This window comes from Pseudomonas sp. 05N431, from assembly GCF_056397005.1.
This window is the reverse complement of sequence record NZ_JBFTMN010000033.1, coordinates 1-14,343: the sequence shown is the minus strand read 5'-3', so window position 1 is coordinate 14,343 and position 14,343 is coordinate 1. Positions and strand designations below refer to the sequence as shown.

General features: G+C 59.2%; 16 protein-coding genes. 3 read left to right on the top strand and 13 right to left on the bottom strand.

Translation table 11 applies throughout. The features are described 5' to 3' along the window. Positions 1-106: 106 nt before the first annotated feature. The 5 genes from AC1DIG_RS28735 to puuE all read right to left on the bottom strand — a co-directional run bounded on the left by AC1DIG_RS28735 (position 107) and on the right by puuE (position 4,613). A complete protein-coding gene (locus AC1DIG_RS28735) occupies positions 107-1,414 on the bottom strand; it encodes a urate hydroxylase PuuD (protein ID WP_477770037.1) in 1,308 nt (435 codons plus the stop codon). Between the two features lie 51 nt (positions 1,415-1,465). Then, positions 1,466-1,969: an ureidoglycolate lyase gene (locus AC1DIG_RS28730; protein WP_007898831.1), complete on the bottom strand. Its 504-nt coding sequence runs from the start codon at positions 1,967-1,969 to the stop codon at positions 1,466-1,468. Positions 1,970-2,089: 120 nt separating this feature from the next. Continuing rightward, positions 2,090-3,085, bottom strand: a complete 996-nt coding sequence (gene alc, locus AC1DIG_RS28725; protein ID WP_477770036.1) for an allantoicase — start codon at positions 3,083-3,085, stop codon at positions 2,090-2,092. 89 nt (positions 3,086-3,174) lie between these two features. Further along, complete coding sequence (gene uraD / locus AC1DIG_RS28720; RefSeq protein ID WP_427532236.1) at positions 3,175-3,690, bottom strand: 2-oxo-4-hydroxy-4-carboxy-5-ureidoimidazoline decarboxylase; 516 nt, start codon at positions 3,688-3,690, stop codon at positions 3,175-3,177. Next, positions 3,687-4,613, bottom strand: a complete 927-nt coding sequence (gene puuE, locus AC1DIG_RS28715; protein ID WP_019693037.1) for an allantoinase PuuE — start codon at positions 4,611-4,613, stop codon at positions 3,687-3,689. Before puuE ends, uraD begins: the two co-directional genes overlap by 4 nt. A gap of 435 nt (positions 4,614-5,048) precedes the next feature. On the opposite strand from puuE, the gene uraH reads away from it, so the two are divergent. Next, the gene (gene uraH, locus AC1DIG_RS28710; protein WP_095078352.1) at positions 5,049-5,402 is read left to right on the top strand and encodes a hydroxyisourate hydrolase; all 354 of its coding nucleotides are present in this window, start codon (positions 5,049-5,051) and stop codon (positions 5,400-5,402) included. A gap of 194 nt (positions 5,403-5,596) precedes the next feature. Here uraH and AC1DIG_RS28705 read toward each other — a convergent pair whose 3' ends face one another. The 3 genes from AC1DIG_RS28705 to AC1DIG_RS28695 all read right to left on the bottom strand — a co-directional run bounded on the left by AC1DIG_RS28705 (position 5,597) and on the right by AC1DIG_RS28695 (position 8,427). After that, entirely contained in the window at positions 5,597-6,223 is a 627-nt protein-coding gene (locus AC1DIG_RS28705; protein ID WP_477770035.1) for a LysE family translocator, read from the bottom strand. Positions 6,224-6,295: 72 nt separating this feature from the next. Then, positions 6,296-7,645, bottom strand: a complete 1,350-nt coding sequence (locus AC1DIG_RS28700; RefSeq protein WP_477770034.1) for an NCS2 family permease — start codon at positions 7,643-7,645, stop codon at positions 6,296-6,298. A 347-nt stretch (positions 7,646-7,992) separates the two neighbouring features. After that, on the bottom strand, positions 7,993-8,427 hold the full coding sequence (locus AC1DIG_RS28695) for a MarR family winged helix-turn-helix transcriptional regulator (protein WP_477770033.1): 435 nt from the start codon (positions 8,425-8,427) through the stop codon (positions 7,993-7,995). 82 nt (positions 8,428-8,509) lie between these two features. Between AC1DIG_RS28695 and AC1DIG_RS28690 the strand changes: the two genes are divergently transcribed. Beyond that, positions 8,510-9,676, top strand: coding sequence for an aminotransferase-like domain-containing protein (locus AC1DIG_RS28690; RefSeq protein WP_477770032.1), 1,167 nt, complete (start codon positions 8,510-8,512; stop codon positions 9,674-9,676). 199 nt (positions 9,677-9,875) lie between these two features. Here AC1DIG_RS28690 and AC1DIG_RS28685 read toward each other — a convergent pair whose 3' ends face one another. The 5 genes from AC1DIG_RS28685 to AC1DIG_RS28665 form a co-directional block, all read right to left on the bottom strand. Then, complete coding sequence (locus AC1DIG_RS28685) at positions 9,876-10,247, bottom strand: glutathione S-transferase N-terminal domain-containing protein (RefSeq protein WP_123580334.1); 372 nt, start codon at positions 10,245-10,247, stop codon at positions 9,876-9,878. Positions 10,248-10,350: 103 nt separating this feature from the next. Next, a complete protein-coding gene (gene folE, locus AC1DIG_RS28680) occupies positions 10,351-10,896 on the bottom strand; it encodes a GTP cyclohydrolase I FolE (protein ID WP_019693029.1) in 546 nt (181 codons plus the stop codon). 77 nt (positions 10,897-10,973) lie between these two features. Further along, positions 10,974-11,531 carry a Smr/MutS family protein gene (locus tag AC1DIG_RS28675; protein WP_477770031.1) on the bottom strand — a complete coding sequence of 186 codons (558 nt, stop codon included), beginning with the start codon at positions 11,529-11,531 and terminating at the stop codon, positions 10,974-10,976. Positions 11,532-11,606: 75 nt separating this feature from the next. Then, positions 11,607-11,927, bottom strand: coding sequence for a hypothetical protein (locus AC1DIG_RS28670; RefSeq protein ID WP_477770030.1), 321 nt, complete (start codon positions 11,925-11,927; stop codon positions 11,607-11,609). Between the two features lie 132 nt (positions 11,928-12,059). Next, the gene (locus AC1DIG_RS28665; RefSeq protein ID WP_477770029.1) at positions 12,060-12,650 is read right to left on the bottom strand and encodes a cysteine hydrolase family protein; all 591 of its coding nucleotides are present in this window, start codon (positions 12,648-12,650) and stop codon (positions 12,060-12,062) included. Positions 12,651-12,888: 238 nt separating this feature from the next. On the opposite strand from AC1DIG_RS28665, the gene prmB reads away from it, so the two are divergent. Continuing rightward, complete coding sequence (prmB, locus tag AC1DIG_RS28660; protein WP_477770028.1) at positions 12,889-13,797, top strand: 50S ribosomal protein L3 N(5)-glutamine methyltransferase; 909 nt, start codon at positions 12,889-12,891, stop codon at positions 13,795-13,797. The last annotated feature ends 546 nt before the right edge of the window (positions 13,798-14,343 follow it).

Here is a 14,343-nt window from a genome sequence, read left to right as displayed (position 1 = left end):
TTTGTGCGTCAGGCAACCGCTTCGCGGTTGATCGCGAGCAAGCTCGCTCCCACAGGATCTGTGTTGCCTGTGTGGGAGCGAGCTTGCTCGCGATGCTTTCAACTACTTAATTGGTTCGGGCTCCCTGGTTGATCCAGGCGCCGATCAGGTCGCGTTCCTGCTGGGTCATCTGCGTGATGTTGCCCAACGGCATGATCTGGCTGGCGACAGCCTGGGCCTGAATCCGCGGGGCCAATTGCTGGATCTGTTGCGGGGTATCGAACATCACGCCGGCCGGTGCCGTGCTGAACAGCGGGCTGGTCGGTTTGGCCGAATGGCAGACCGCGCAACGTTCCTGAATCACGCTGTGCACCTTGCTGAAGTCCGGACCGCTGGCTGTCGAGGCTTGTGCCGGTGCGGCGGGGGCGGCCGGAGCAGCAGGTGCTGCTTCAGCGGGTTTGGCACCGCCACCGAGGGCGGTTTCGGGCAGCGGCTGGTACTCGATCTTCGCCGGTGCCTTGGCCACTTCCGGGGTGTTCATCGGCGCAGGGCCGGTGACGTACGCCAGGCAGATCATGCCCACTGCCGCGACGGGCAGGGTCCAGGCGAACTTGTGGCTTTCATGACGAGTGTTGAAGTAGTGACGCACCAACACCGCGAGTACTGCGATCCCGGCCAGGATCAACCAGTTGTACTGGCTGCCGTAGGTGCTCGGGAAGTGGTTGCTGATCATGATGAACAGCACCGGCAAGGTGAAGTAGTTGTTGTGCCGTGAACGCAGCAAGCCCTTGGCTGGCAGTGCCGGATCCGGTGTGCGGTTCTCGGCGATGGCCGCGACCAGTGCCCGTTGGGCCGGCATGATGATGCGGAACACGTTGCCGACCATGATGGTGCCGATCAACGCACCAACGTGCAGATACGCGCCGCGACCGCTGAACACTTTGCTGAAGCCGTAAGCAGCGCCAATGATCAACACGAACAGCACTCCACCGAGCAGGGCAGGGCGTTTGCCCAGGGCCGAGTCGCAGAGGAAGGAGTAGATGAACCAGCCGATGAACAGCGAGCCAAGACCGATGGCCACACCTTCAGGTCCGCTCAGGCTGCTGCCTGGTGCCAGCAGATACAGCGTCGGATTGGAGTAGAACACCACGCACAGCAGCGCGATCCCCGACATCCAGGTGAAGTAGGCTTCCCATTTGAACCAGTGCAGGTTGTCCGGCATGGTCGGTGGGGCCAGTTTGTATTTCTCCAGGTGGTAGATCCCGCCACCGTGAATTGCCCAGAGATCGCCCGCCAGTCCGTTTTTCGGGTTGACCCGATTGAGGTTGTTTTCCAGCCAGACAAAGTAGAACGACGCGCCGATCCAGGCCACGCCAGTGATCATGTGAACCCAGCGCACGCTCAGGTTCAGCCATTCCAACAGATGTGCTTCCACAGTCTTTACCTCTCGCCTGTCACTCTTGTTGTCGAGTGATCAGACCTTCTCTTATTGGTGGGGGGCGAGGATCAAACGCTCATCCTCTTTGAAAAAATGCTCATCGCAGTTATTGCCTGTGCCACTGCGATCAACCACCAGGAAGTCATCCCGCTTTTCGATCGTCAGCACCGGGTGGTGCCAAACGCCGCGATGGTAATTAATGCCCTGCCTGCCGTTGGTGACGAAGGCGCGGACCAAGCCTGATACAGGTTCATCGCCAAGTGGCGCGACCACGATCAGAAAGGGGTTGCCGAGCAGCGGAATGAAAGCCTGGCTGCCCAGCGGATGGCGCTCCAGCATGCAGACGGTCAGCGGCATGTCCTGCGCGTCGGCGCGGAAGATGCTGATGATCGCCTTGTCCTCTGGCGTGGCGGTTTCCACCGTCGCCAGTTTGTGAAAGCGCATGGTCGAACCGTTGTTGATCATGAAGTGATCGCTGCCATCGGTTTCGATCACGTCACCGAAAGGGGCGAAGGCTTCTTTGGTCAGCGGTTCAATCGTCAATGTGCGCATGCTGGTCTTCTTACCTTGAATTCGTTGTTGTCTGTTCTATTGCTATCGCGAGCAAGCTCGCTCCCACAGGGGTACGCGGTCAAATGTGGGAGCGAGCTTGCTCGCGATTGGCCTCAGCGCTTATTTCGCGACCTTGCCCAATACACGCAAGCGGCTCACGCCACCGTCCGGGAACACGTTCAGGCGGATGTGGGTGATCGGGCCCAGGGCCTTGATCTGCTCGGCGAAGGTGTGTTCGGCGTGCATTTCCAGTTTCTGCGCTGGCAGCAGTTCGCGCCAGAACAGCGATTGGGTTTCGATCTGGCTGTCGGTGCCGCCTTTGACGAACGCGCCCTGGATCGAGCAGGTGTCCGGGTAGTTACCCTTGAAGTGCAGGGTGTCGACGATGACTTTCTCGACTTCACCGGCATGGCCCAACGCGACGATCACCCAGTCATTGCCCGGAGTGCGACGACGGGCGGTTTCCCAGCCATCACCCATGTTGATGCCGCGGCCCGGGTTGAGGATGTTGCTCATGCGACCGAAGTGTTCGTCGGAGCAGGCCAGGGCGCGACCGCCGTTCAGGGCTGCGGCCAGGTCAATTTGTTCGTTGTCGCCAACCGCCGACCAGTCGCGGTACGGAATGCCGTACACGCGCAGACGAGCGACACCGCCGTCCGGGTAGATGTTGAAGCGCAGGTGGCTGAAGGCCTGGTCGTTGTTGATTTCGTGGTAGTGGTGGCTGTTGCCTTGCAGCTCGACGGCCGACAGCACTTCAACCCACTGAGTGCTTTCAGTCGGCTCGCCGGAGGCCACGAAGCAGGCTTCCAGGGAGGCAGACGGCGGGAAGTTGCCGGTGAAGAATGAGGTGTCGATGTCCACGCCCTTGATCGAGCCCGGCACACCGAGGCGGATCACCGCGCTGTCGTAGCCTTCGAAGCGCTTGCGGCGCGATTCCCAGCCATCCATCCACTTGCCGTTGTCATCGAACACGCCTTCTTTCCACACGGCCGGGGTCGGCTGGAACAGGCGGTTGGCATCAGCGAACCAGTCATCGGTGACCGAGATGATTTTGGTGCCCAGGCGGGCGTCGGCCAGGTTGACGAATTTCTCGAAAGGTACGGCGTAAGCTTTCATTCTTCTTGTCTGCCTTTAATTAAAGTGGCTTGGGATGCTTGCAGGGCCCTGGGCGTTTTTCACGTTCATTCACGTCCGGGCCAGGTTCGCTAAAGAGTCAGTAATCGGAACAGGGCGATCTTGTTGATCTCCGCCAGCGCGCATTTGAATTCGGTGTCTGCCGAGTTGTGAATGCGCGTTTCGAACGCTGCGAGGATCTGATGCCGGTTGCTGCCTTTTACCGCCATGATGAAGGGAAACTTGAACTTGGCTTTGTAGGCGTCGTTCAACTCGGTGAAGCGCTGGAACTCTTCGCTCGTGCATTGGTGAATGCCGGCGCCAGCTTGCTCGTTGGTACTGGCTTCGGTCAGTTGGCCCTGGACGGCAGCTTTGCCGGCCAGGTCCGGGTGAGCGTTGATCAAGGCCAGCTGGCTGGCGTGATCGGCACAGAGCAGGATATCGCTCATGCGCTGGTGCAGGGTTTCAATCTCGTCGATCGCCGCGTCCTGGCCCAGGTCGAAGGCTTTTTCGGCGACCCATGGCGAATGTTCGTAGATGTCGGCGAAGGCGTTGACGAAAGCGTCGCGGCTCAAGGTCGAAGGCTTCAGGGTCTGGAAAGCAGTCATTTCGAAGCCCCTTGGTACGGGTGGGTTTCGTGCCAGTGGCGGGCGATGTCGACTCGGCGGCTGAACCAGACCTGCTCATGGCTTTTCGCGTATTCGATAAACCGCTTGAGTGCAGCCAGGCGGGCAGGGCGACCGATCAGGCGGCAGTGCAAACCGATGGAGAGCATTTTCGGCGATTCGGCACCTTCGGCGTAAAGCACGTCGAACGCGTCCTTGAGGTACTGGTAGAAATCGTCGCCCTTGTTGAAACCCTGAACCTGGGTGAAGCGCATGTCGTTGGTGTCCAGGGTGTAAGGGATCACCAGGTGCGGTTTGCCGGTCGGGTTATTCGGTTCCCAGTACGGCAGGTCGTCGTCGTAGGTATCGCAGTCGTACAGGAAGCCGCCTTCCTCCATCACCAGCCGACGGGTGTTCGGCCCGGTACGGCCGGTGTACCAGCCCAGCGGGCGCTCGCCGCTGATTTCGGTGAGGATGCGGATCGCTTCGAGCATGTGCTCGCGTTCTTGCGCTTCGTCCATGTACTGGTAGTCGATCCAGCGATAGCCATGGCTGCAAATCTCGTGGCCGGCTTGAACCATCGCGCGGATCACGTCCGGGTGGCGTTGGGCGGCCATCGCCACGGCGAAGATGGTCAGCGGGATGTCGAATTCCTTGAACAGCTTGAGGATCCGCCAGACGCCGGCACGGCTGCCATACTCGTACAGCGACTCCATGCTCATGTTGCGCTCACCTTGCAGCGGTTGCGCCGAGACCATTTCCGAGAGGAAGGCTTCCGACTCTTTATCGCCGTGCAAGATGTTGCGCTCGCCGCCTTCCTCGTAATTGAGCACGAAGGACAACGCGATGCGGGCATTGCCCGGCCAGTGTGGGTGGGGAGGGTTACTGCCGTAACCGATCAGGTCGCGTGGGTAGTCAGCGCTCACTGCAGTCTTCCTTCTTATTCGGGTTGCTTATTCGCGATAAGGGGTGTGTGGCGGCCTGAAGGTGAGGTGACAGGCTGGCGTCACAGCGATGGGCTGATTGTATACAACTTTATATTCACTTTGTAAGCCTGATTTTTTGCATTTTTCATCAACTGTCATCTTTTCAGTGTGTAGCAAGAAACCTGCCTGAGTGGTCAGCTAATGGATGGAAGGTCCTCTGATCTTATGGTTCAGCGTCAGATTTGCCGAGAAACCATGGATGGCGGGGGTGAGGGTAAAAATGTCGTTTTTATTGTGTACAATTTTTATGAAAAGTGTCTTAATCAGTCGCTCGCCGCCGCTTTTCGTGCTCCGAAAAGGTGCGGTCTCCTTTTTAACTGACTCCGGGAGGCGCGAGGCCTGACTGCTGCAAACGCAGGCAGGCGCGCAGAATCAATGGGACGTTTGACTACACACGTTTTGGACGCAGCACACGGTTGCCCGGGCAGCTCGATCAAGGTCGAGTTGTACCGCGTTGAGGGCTCGCAGCTGGAATTGGTCGCCAGTGCACTGACCAACAGCGACGGCCGTTGCGACGCGCCCTTGTTGCAAGGTGATGACTACCGTTCCGGGGTCTATCAGTTGCAGTTTCATGCTGGCGATTACTACCGCGCGCGTGGTGTGCAGCTGCCGGAACCGGCCTTTCTGGATGTGGTGGTGCTGCGCTTCGGCATCTCGGCAGAGCAGGATCACTACCATGTGCCGTTGTTGATTTCGCCCTACAGCTATTCGACCTACAGAGGAAGCTAGGACTTTCCCCCAGCTATCTTTCTCAGAAGCGACTGCGCATATAGCTTCTTTGGTCTTTCGCCCGCTCACACTGCGGGCTTTTTTTCGTCTTGAGAAATGTGGTGCCTGTGCCGACGCCATCGCGAGCAAGCTCGCTCCCACAGGTTTTGTGAGCGTCATAATCCAATGTGGGAGCGAGCTTGCTCGCGATGCTCTTAGCGGCTCAACAAGGATGCAGCTCCCGCGCCACTGAACAATCCGGCGCTGATCCGGTTGAACCAGCTCTGGCCCTTGCCGCTGCGCAGGTACCGCGCTGCACCATGTGCGCCGAGGCCGTAAGCCAGCTTGCAGCACAGATCCAGCACGGTCCAGGTGACGATCATGATCAGTAACTGCGGCAAAAAGGGCTGCTGTGCGCTCAAGAACTGCGGTAGAAAGGCGGCGAAGAACAGAATGTCTTTCGGGTTGCTGGCACCCAGAACGAACGCGCGCCCGAACAGTGCACGAAAGCGCGGTATCGGCGCGGCCTGGGGCACTTCGGCGCCGGTCGATGGCTGCCGCGATTGTTGCCAGCTTTGCCAGGCGAGGTAGAACAGGTACAGCGCGCCAACAATCTTCAGCGCACTGAAGAGTTGCTCCGAAGCCAGCAGCAGGGCGCCCAGACCCAATGCCGAAGCACTGAGCAGGCAGATCGAGGCAAATACGCCGCCAAGAAACGCCGGGTAAGAACGCCGCAGACCGTAATTCAGACTGTTGCTGATCATCAGCAACGACAGTGGCCCCGGGATCAGGATCACCACCAGTGCAGCGCCGCTGAACAGCAGCCAGGTTTCCAGACTCATCACTTTCCTCCCTATGTGCAAAAGCCCCACCCAACAGGGTGAGGCTGGTTTGAAACGCGTACTGCGTAACGCTTACAAGAAAATGAACTTGGCGATAAAGATCGCGCAGAGCACCCAAAGACTGATGGAAATTTCCTTGTGTTTACCCGTACCGGCCTTCAGCACCACATAGGTGATAAAGCCCAGCGCGATACCGTCGGCAACCGAGAAGGTCAGCGGCATCATGATGGCCGTGACGATCGCCGGAATACTGTCGGTGGCTTCACTCCACTTGATGTGCTCCAGGCCGCTCATCATCAGCATGGCCACGTAGATCAGCGCACCGGCGGTGGCGTACGCGGGGATCATGCCAGCCAGCGGCGCGAAGAACATCGCGGCAATAAATAGCACACCTACGGTCACTGCGGTAAGACCGGTACGACCACCGGCGGCTACACCAGCGGCACTTTCCACATAACTGGTAACCGGCGGTACACCGACCATCGCCCCGAACACGCTCGACGCACTGTCGGCTTTCAACGCGCGGGAGAGGTTTTCGATCTTTCCGTCGTCACCGACCAGGCCCGCCCGTTGCGCTACGCCCATCAGGGTGCCGGCGGTGTCGAACATGTGCACGAAGAGGAACGCCAGCACCACGCTGATCATGCTGATGTTGAACACGCCGGCGATGTCCATGGCCATCCAGGTCGGTGCCAGGCTCGGCGGTGTCGACATGATGCCGCTGTAGTGCACCAGGCCCAGACCCCAACCGGCGAGAGTCACGGCGATGATGCTGATCAGGATTGCACCGAACACGCGGTGGTAACTGAGTACTGCAATCATCAGGAAGCAGACGGCGGCCAACAGCGGACCAGGGTCACGCAGATTGCCCAGCTTGATCAGCGTGGCCGGGCTGGCGACGATGATGCCGGCGGTTTTCAGGCCGATGATCCCCAGGAACAAGCCAACGCCTGCGCCCATGGCGAAGCGCAAGCTCACCGGAATACTGTTGAGCAGCCATTCCCGTACGCGCGACAGCGTCAGGAACATGAACAACACACCGGAAATGAACACCGCGCCCAGCGCAGCTTCCCAGTGGTAGCCCATGGTGCCGACTACGGTGTAGGTAAAGAAGGCGTTCAAGCCCATGCCTGGCGCGAGGCCGACGGGCCAGTTGGCGTACAGACCCATCAACAGGCAACCGAGTGCAGCGGCGATGCAGGTCGCGACGAAGGCAGCGCCGTGGTCGATCCCGGCGTCCGCCATGATGTTGGGGTTGACGAAGATGATGTAGGCCATGGTGATGAAAGTGGTAATACCTGCGATCAACTCGGTCTTCACCGTGGTGCCATGCAAGCTGAGTTTAAAAATGCGCTCCAGCCAGCCATTGCGTAACGGCGGCGAGAGTTCCAGCGTCGAGGCTTCGGATTTGCGGCTTTCCACAGCGAGTACTCCTCAAGAGTTTTATTGTTATTTCCAGAGCCGGACACATGAGGTGGGCAGCGGCTCTTTGAGGTACTTGCGAATTTGTTGACCGCTTGGTCAGGAACTCGCACGAAACGGATTATGCTTTTGTATACAAATAAAGCAAATAATGTTTTTGATTTTGTAGACGAAAAGATTGGAGGGAAAGCTATATGCAGGGGGATAGGGCTGTTCCGTAGCAGCTGGCGAAGCCTGCGTTCGAGCGCGCAGCGGTCGTAAAATCCACCTCTGCGGTTTATCGGGAGGAACCCTACGACTGCTTCGCAGCCGGACGCAGGCTTCGCCAGCTGCTACGAAAGCGTGGTTTAGCGGTATTGCCCCAGTGCCTTATTCACCGCTAACCAACCATCCACCGCCGCCTCGCCAGCCTCGGCAAACACCCGCTCAAGCAATTTCACTTGCTCACGTCGCAGCGACTCCTCGAACCGCGCGCCGTCGACGGTCAGTTCCAGCAGGCGTTTACGCTTGTCGGTCGCTGACGCCACGCTGTCCACCAGGTGCATCTCCACCAACTGGCGCAGCGGAATGTTCAGCGCCTGTTTGCTCACCCCGAGTAGCGCGAGCAATTCCTTGACGCTCAGGGCCGGGTAGCGGGCGATGAAAAACACGATGCGTTGATGCACGCGGCTCAAACCTCGGCGCTCAAGCATTTCGTCGGCTTTGGCGGTGAAGGCCTGGTAGCCGAAGAAGAACGCTTCCATGGCGGCTTGCTGGGTGGTCTGGTTTTTAAGGTCAAGCATATTGACGTATCTGCTCGCGCTGTCGTAATTTCGGTCAAGTAGTTTGACTTAATTCCCTTGGCCTTCGCTACCGGTGACCTCCATGGCTTTTTCCGAACGTGTCTCGCGCCTTAAAAGTTCTTTGATCCGTGAAATCCTTGCCGCGGCTCAGCGCCCGGAAGTGATGTCGTTTGCCGGTGGCCTGCCTGCCGAAGCCATGCTGCCGAAGGTCGAGTGGGCTGACATGCCATTGTCCATGGGCCAATACGGCATGAGCGAAGGCGAACCGGCATTACGTGAAGCGCTGGCGGCTGAGGCCCGGGCCTTGGGTGTGCCGTGCGAGGCGAGTCAGGTGTTGGTGGTCAGCGGCTCCCAGCAAACCCTTGATCTGGCGGCCAAGCTGTACATCGACAAAGGCACCGAGATCATGCTCGAAGCGCCGACCTATCTGGCCGCGCTGCAAATCTTCCAGCTGTTCGGCGCTGACTGCCTGACCGTGCCACTGGAGGCTGACGGCCCGAACCTGAATGAGCTGCGTGCGCGCCTGGAAAAACATCACCCGGCGTTCATCTACCTGATCCCGACGTTCCAGAATCCCTCGGCAGTGCGCTACAGCGAAGCCAAGCGCGATGCGGTGGCGGCGTTGCTCGATGAGTTTGGCGTGACCTTGATTGAGGACGAACCCTACCGTGAGCTGACCTTTGATGGCGGCAGCGCCACGCCGATAGTCAGTCGCTTGAAGAAGGCCAGCTGGATCTACACCGGCACCGTGTCCAAGACCTTGCTGCCAGGGTTGCGTGTTGGCTATCTGATCGCCAGCCCGGACCTGTTTCCGCACCTGCTGCGACTCAAGCAGTCGGCTGATCTGCACACCAACCGTGTCGGCCAATGGCAAGCGTTGCAATGGATCGGCACCGAGAAGTTTCGTGATCACCTGAGTGAACTGCGGGACTTCTACCGGGTTCGGCGTGACGCCTTTCAGTTGGCACTGGAAACTCATTTTTCCGATCTGGCCGAGTGGAATGTGCCGCAAGGCGGGCTGTTTTTCTGGCTGACCCTGAAGCAGCCATTGGACACCCGGACCTTGCTGAACGAGGCGTTGGCGCAGGACGTGGCCTTCATGCCGGGGGAGCCGTTCTTCTCTGAACCGGACAACAATCCGGGGCATCTGCGGCTGAACTTCAGCCACATCGATCCGGCGCGGCTGGACGAAGGGCTTAAACGATTGGCTGGGGTGGTGCGTCAGGCACAGGCTGCTCTGGCTGCGTGAGGGAAAGCCAAAAACAAATAAACCGGCGAATAAGCCGGTTTATTTTTGTCTGGGATTTGTGGTAGCTGTGCGGGCCTCATCGCGAGCAAGCTCGCTCCCACACTGGGATTTGTTTTAAACCCAAATCCCATCCACACCACAAAACCACTGTGGGAGCGAGCTTGCTCGCGATGGCGCCCGTCAGAACACCACAAACCCATCAGGCTGCAGCAAATCGCTTGTCCAGATAATCAATGATCACCTTGGATTCATACATCCAGGTGGTCTGGCCATTCTCTTCGATACGTAGGCACGGCACCTTGATCTTGCCGCCTTGCTCAAGCAGGGTCTGACGATCCTGTTCGTTGTTCTTTGCATCACGCAAAGCCACCGGCACATTCAGGCGGCGCAGGGTGCGGCGGGTTTTCACGCAGAACGGGCAGGCGTGAAACTGATACAGCGTCAGGCCTTTCGCTGCGTTTTCGACCTGGGCCTGAGCGGCGGCGGGGCGCTTCTTTTTGCTCGGGCGGGTGAGGAAATCGATGAAGATGATCAGCTGGCCGAGGCCGACACGAAGCGCTTTTACTAACACGGTATAAGCCTCACGGGCGAATGAAGAAAGGCGCGCAGCTTACCTGATTTTTCACAGGCGAAAAAAAACCGGCGATGAATGCCGGTTTTCTTCGTGCAGCAGATTACTTGATCAGGCTGAGAAACTCGCTGCGGGTCGCCGCGTTTTCGCGGAACTCACCGAGCATCACCGAGGTGATCATCGACGAGTTCTGTTTCTCTACACCGCGCATCATCATGCACATGTGCTGGGCTTCGATCACCACCGCCACGCCCAGGGCGCCAGTCACTTGCTGGACCGCTTCGGCGATCTGCCGGCTGAGGTTTTCCTGGATCTGCAGGCGGCGGGCGTACATATCGACGATCCGCGCGACTTTCGACAGGCCCAGCACCTTGCCACTCGGGATATAGGCAACGTGGGCCTTGCCGATGAATGGCAGCAAGTGGTGTTCGCACAACGAGTAGAGCTCGATGTTCTTGACCAGCACCATTTCGCTGTTGTCGGAGCTGAACAAGGCACCGTTGGTGACTTCTTCGAGCGTCTGCTCATAACCGCGGCAAAGGTACTGCATGGCTTTGGCGGCACGTTTTGGCGTGTCGAGCAGACCTTCGCGGGTGGCGTCTTCGCCAAGCTGGCCGAGGATCGCCGTGTAATTCTGTTCCAGAGACATGAAACTACCTGTGGGATTTTACGCAAAGGGCAAGGGTACGGTGGCGGACACGGCGCTGCAAGCGTAGCGCATCAGCTTTACTCGTCGCGACCTTCCATCATGGTCCGTTTGAGCATCACATAAACCGCTCCGGCACCGCCGTGTCGGGCCTGGCACGAGGTGAAGCCAAGCACCTGCGGATGCTGACGCAGCCACGTGTTGACGTGACTTTTGATCATCGGCCGCTTGCCGTCCAGGCGTACAGCCTTGCCATGAGTCACGCGCACGCAGCGGATTTCGAATTTAGTTGCTTCGGCGAGAAAAGCCCACAGCGTCTCGCGGGCTTTTTCGACGGTCATGCCGTGCAGGTCGAGGCTGCCTTCGAACGGGATCTGCCCGATCTTCAGCTTGCGCATCTGGCTTTCCTGAACGCCGTCACGCGCCCACATCAACTCGTCTTCCGGGCCGACATCGATCACGAACTGATCGGACAGACCGTCAACGGTGGTGGCATCGGTGCGCACGGTGGCGGCCTGACGCAGCTTGGCGATGTGCGCGCGGTCAGCCTTGGGTTTGCCGGTTTCAGCGCGATCGTGCTTGATCGGCTTGACGCCTTGGATCGCGCTTTTGAACAGGGAAAAATCGTCGTCTTGCATGTCAGCCTCCGCGAAGGGCGGCCAGTTTACCCAAGTCGAGGTGAATCGGGCGCGTCAAAACGCAACGCGCGCCACTCAGTCATGTTTTTTCATCAAATGCGGAGCCAGGTTCAGCTCGCGCGGTTGGCGCATCCGGCGGCGGCAGCGACGCCACAACGCAACACCGCCATACAGCAGCAACAGGCCAATCGCCAGGACCACCGCCGCGCCGGCCGGGCTGGCGTTCAACTCGCCGAGCGCCGGCGGGTGGCCCAACAGGCTGGCAACACCCGCCAGCGCCAGCAACACGCCGAGGGTTGCCAGCAGCGCGGAAAATGCCGCGCCAAAACGATAACGCCAGTTACGTGGGCCTTTGGGCCGCAAGCGGCGAGCGTCAAAACCATCGGATTTCTTCATTCCGACCTTCCTCAATGGGTATCGGCCCTTCGACCGGGAGTTGACCGGGTGGTTCCTGAGGCTAAGGCAATTGCAGGGAATGAGAGGCTTTTGCGGATGAGCGGCTGCGTTGGCCGCTCATCAAGCGCTCGATCAGATCAGGTCCTGAGTCTGGGCGAGGGTCGCGAAGTTGTCGGCCATGATCGCCATTTCGGTTTGCTGGACATGCTCGGCGCTCAGCACTCCGCCTTTGAATGGCAGGTCCCGCGTGGCGCAGGCATCTTCGACCAGGGTGCAGCGAAAGCCCAGGTTTTTCGCGGCGCGCACGGTGGTGCTGACGCTGGAGTGACTCATGAAACCGCAGACGATCAGGTCCAGCGAGCCGAGGTCTTGCAGGCGTTTTTCCAGTGGGGTGCCGTGGAAAGCGCTGGGCAGCAATTTGCCAATGATGGTTTCGTCAGCCAGCGGCTCAAGGCCGGGGATGAACTCACCGCGTTCGCCTTGTGGGTCGAACAGGCCACCGACGGTGCCGAGGTGGCGAACATGGACGATCGGCCGACCCGCCTTGCGGGCAGCCGCGAGCAATTGCTTGATATTGTCGACAGCGGCGTCCATGCCGGAAAGGGCCAATGGGCCGCTTAAGTACTCTTTCTGGGCATCGATGATCACCAGCGTCGCGTGGGCCAGATTGGCCGGCGCATAACCACGACCGCTGAGTTGAAACATCGTTTTTGGAACGGACATTCTGGGGCTCCTTCGAGTGGGGCTTTTGCGACATTGTCCTCTGGCTGAGCGCTTCTGTGAATCGCTACCATCGTAGGCACCGTCGTTGCTGGCCTGCAGCCTGTCAAGAGCTGAGCAGATGTTCAATCAAAAGCTGAAAATCAGGATCAATCCTACATTCGTCCGGTGATCTTTCTTGCGTCGTCGGGGCGGGTTTAGGCTGTTAGAATCGCCAGTCGTTTTTTCAGGAGTTTGCCCCGTGATCACTTCCCGCCTGCGCACCTTGCGCGACCACATTCGTTGGGCTGTCAGCCGTTTTCATGGGGAGGATCTGTTTTTCGGCCATGGGACCGACAACGCCTGGGACGAAGCCCGTCAACTGGTGTTGGGCGCGTTGCACCTGCCGTGGGAAATCGCCGACAGCTACCTGGACTGCCGTCTTGAAGACGACGAACTGGTAAACCTGCAGCGCTTGCTCAAACGTCGAATCGAGGAGCGCATCCCGACGGCTTACCTGTTGGGTGAGGCATGGTTCTGCGGGATGTCGTTCATCGTTGACGAGCGTGTATTGATTCCGCGCTCACCGATTGGCGAACTGATCGAAAAACGGTTTGCGCCGTGGCTGGGCGCTGAGCCTGCGCGGATTCTCGACCTGTGCACCGGTTCCGGTTGCATCGGCATAGCCTGCGCCTACGAGTTCCAGAACGCTGAAGTGGTGTTGGCGGATCTGTCTTTCGAAGCGCTGGAAGTGGCCAATCAGAACATCGAGCGCCATGGCGTCGATGAGCGCGTGTACACCGTTCAGGGTGATGGCTTCGACGGTTTGCCAGGGCAGCGTTTCGACTTGATCGTGTCCAATCCGCCGTATGTGGACGCCGAAGATTTTGCCGACATGCCGGACGAATACCAGCACGAGCCCGAGCTGGGCCTGGCCTGCGGCGACGATGGTTTGAACCTGGTACGGCGCATGCTCGCCGAAGCGGCAGATCACCTGACCGAGAAGGGCTTGCTGATCGTTGAAGTCGGCAACAGCCAGGTACACGTCGAGGCGTTGTACCCGGAAGTCGATTTCGCCTGGCTGGAGTTCGAGCGCGGCGGTCACGGAGTGTTCATGCTCAGCGCCGAACAATGCCGCCAGCATCAGGCGCTGTTTGCTTCACGCGTCTGATTCGACGCAAAAGATCGCAACCTGCGGCAGTTCCACGGAATACCCAATCCCGTAGAGCTGCCGCAGGCTGCGATCTTTTGATCTTGGCGGCCTGACAGCCGACTCATCTCCCACAGATGTACACCAATCAAAACTGTGGGAGCCGAGCTTGCTCGCGAAGGCGGCCTGACAGCCGACCTATCGCTTGCGGATGTACACCAATCCATTGTGGGAGTCGGGCTTGCCCGCGATGGCGGCCTGACAGCCGACCAATCTCTCGCAGGTGTACATATCCATTTCTGCGGTAACGGCCACTTACGGTTCCGCTCTTACAGCGTGTCACTTTGGCAAACGCCCCAAAGTAACCAAAGGTCTCGCCCCAAGCGTACGGCACCTCGCCTAGGCTCGGCGTCCCCTCGCTCCGGTGTCCATCAGGGGGCATCGCCTACGGTCTGCTGCGCGACGACCTCCTCTCGATGTGTCCGGCTGCGCCGTACGGCGCTGCGCGCCCACCCCCTGATGAACACCTCCACTCGGCCTCCCGAAGGGGCGGGTGGATCAAGATCA

Bases quoted from the DNA above. Each gene is read 5' to 3' on its own strand.
- AC1DIG_RS28730 (WP_007898831.1), bottom strand. From the start codon at position 1,969: ATGCGCACATTGACGATTGAACCGCTGACCAAAGAAGCCTTCGCCCCT.
- alc (WP_477770036.1), bottom strand. From the start codon at position 3,085: ATGAAAGCTTACGCCGTACCTTTCGAGAAATTCGTCAACCTGGCCGAC.
- uraD (WP_427532236.1), bottom strand. From the start codon at position 3,690: ATGACTGCTTTCCAGACCCTGAAGCCTTCGACCTTGAGCCGCGACGCT.
- uraH (WP_095078352.1), top strand. From the start codon at position 5,049: ATGGGACGTTTGACTACACACGTTTTGGACGCAGCACACGGTTGCCCG.
- AC1DIG_RS28705 (WP_477770035.1), bottom strand. From the start codon at position 6,223: ATGAGTCTGGAAACCTGGCTGCTGTTCAGCGGCGCTGCACTGGTGGTG.
- AC1DIG_RS28695 (WP_477770033.1), bottom strand. From the start codon at position 8,427: ATGCTTGACCTTAAAAACCAGACCACCCAGCAAGCCGCCATGGAAGCG.
- AC1DIG_RS28690 (WP_477770032.1), top strand. From the start codon at position 8,510: ATGGCTTTTTCCGAACGTGTCTCGCGCCTTAAAAGTTCTTTGATCCGT.
- folE (WP_019693029.1), bottom strand. From the start codon at position 10,896: ATGTCTCTGGAACAGAATTACACGGCGATCCTCGGCCAGCTTGGCGAA.
- AC1DIG_RS28675 (WP_477770031.1), bottom strand. From the start codon at position 11,531: ATGCAAGACGACGATTTTTCCCTGTTCAAAAGCGCGATCCAAGGCGTC.
- AC1DIG_RS28670 (WP_477770030.1), bottom strand. From the start codon at position 11,927: ATGAAGAAATCCGATGGTTTTGACGCTCGCCGCTTGCGGCCCAAAGGC.
- AC1DIG_RS28665 (WP_477770029.1), bottom strand. From the start codon at position 12,650: ATGTCCGTTCCAAAAACGATGTTTCAACTCAGCGGTCGTGGTTATGCG.